This is a genomic window from Nocardioides sp. CPCC 206348, from assembly GCF_048654705.1.
Lineage (GTDB): Bacteria > Actinomycetota > Actinomycetes > Propionibacteriales > Nocardioidaceae > Nocardioides.
This window is the reverse complement of record NZ_JBMCZA010000107.1, coordinates 124,517-126,153: the sequence shown is the minus strand read 5'-3', so window position 1 is coordinate 126,153 and position 1,637 is coordinate 124,517. Positions and strand designations below refer to the sequence as shown.

1 protein-coding gene is annotated in these 1,637 nt (G+C 69.0%); it reads right to left on the bottom strand.

The window, feature by feature from the left end; all coding sequences use genetic code 11:
• Window positions 1–277 precede the first annotated feature (277 nt).
• Window positions 278–1,637 (bottom strand): hypothetical protein (locus ACOADB_RS06070; RefSeq protein WP_378597052.1); only part of this gene is annotated, 1,360 nt, incomplete at its 5' end.

The window sequence follows — 1,637 nt, the reverse complement described above, 5'->3', positions numbered from 1 at the left end:
CAGAGGTCGCAGGTTCAAATCCTGCCCCCGCTACAAAGAGAAACACCAGGTCAGAGGCGGTTTTCGGAGACATCCGGAAGCCGCCTCTGCTGCTTCTTCGCCCGTCTTGTGGGCAACTTGTGGGCAGGGTTCGCCGGGCGATGAGCGTGGACGGCCACGGACGTCGGCGGACAGAATGGGCGTGATGGGGGCTTTCGAGTTGCGGTTCACGCCGTCGTAGGGCGATGACAGACCCGAAGATGAGACGACGGCGCCGCCACGAATCTGCTGGCGTCACCTAGCGTGGAATCGGGTGATTCCTTGCCAACGACGTGCCAGGCACCACTTCACTGCGCTGCTCTGAGAGGGCGAGTCTGCGATCGTCGCCTGTGGGACTGCCCAGTTCCGTCGTGACTGCGTGGCAGAGCGAAGCCGTGCATGCCCGGTTGCAGGATTCAACGGTCAGCGCGCTGGCGATGAGCAGGCTCTCGACCACAGGGCGTGGAGCGAGCACGATCTTGCGCGCGAGAATCTCTGCCGGAGAGATCCAAACGACGTCGCCGTTTGGGTGCGGGTTGGCCAGGGTGGACTCGACGTCGTTGTGCGCGCGGATCGAGAGCGCTCGTGCGGGTCCGGTGAGACCGGGGGTATGGGCCTTCTCGCCGATGACGTAGGCGAGCTCCGAACCGGACTCGAGGGCATGGAGGGTCGCGCGGGTGCCGCGCTCGAGGCCGGGCCGGGTGGCGATGACGTCGAGGCTGGCCATGGTGGTGGAGGCGTGGGTCAACTCGCGGAAGGCGGCACGAACTTCGGCGGCCGTGCGCATCAGGTCGGGGTCAAGACGAGCATCCGGGGCAGTGAGGTCGCCCCAGCGGCTGGCGAGGTTGCTCCAGGCACGGCCAGTCTCGGCGATCGCCGGTGAGAGCCGGTCGGTGGGCTCGAGGTGGCCGGCGTGGTGTGCGGCGTCGACGAGCACCATGGCGGCGCCGGCGATGAGGCCCTGGGTGCGGGTGATGAGGACCATGTTGGTCGGCCATGCGTCGGAGGCGAGGGTGCGGTGGGCCTGGATGTCCCACCCGGCGAGAGCGCGGGAGATCCGGGTGTCGTCCTCGACCGGTCGGCTGGCTTCGCCCCGGAGCGCCTGGGTGAACCGTCCATCGAGGTACCTGCCCGCGGCCGCCTCGGAGACGGCCATGCGGCGGATCCACTCGGTGGTCGGCGGTACTGCATAGGGGGCGTGGCGCTGGCTGAGCTCGATGGGCCGGTTGCTGCCGAGCGCGGCCTGGTACCGGCTGTGGCCGTGCTGGTGCAGGGAGACGCCGACGGCGTGGGCGGTGACGTACAGGGCGTGCATGATCCGAGCCCGCGCGGCCTCGAGATCGCGGTAGCTCTCGGTGCGCTGGAGCGGGATGTCGGCGCCGTAGCGGTGCACCAGGTCGTCGGCGTGACCGAGGGTCCTGGTCATCTGAGTCATGCGTCGATCGGGTCGGCTCGCCGGTGGCCAGCTGGTGTTGCGCAGGCTCCTGCCGATCGCGTCTGCGACCGAGACCAGGCGGGTGATGGGTTCATCGCGGGTGTGCGCACCTGCCCCGAATCCCTGCCCGGGCAGGCTGCTCCACAGCGACGCCGCGGCTGTGATCAGGTCGGGCCAGCCGTGG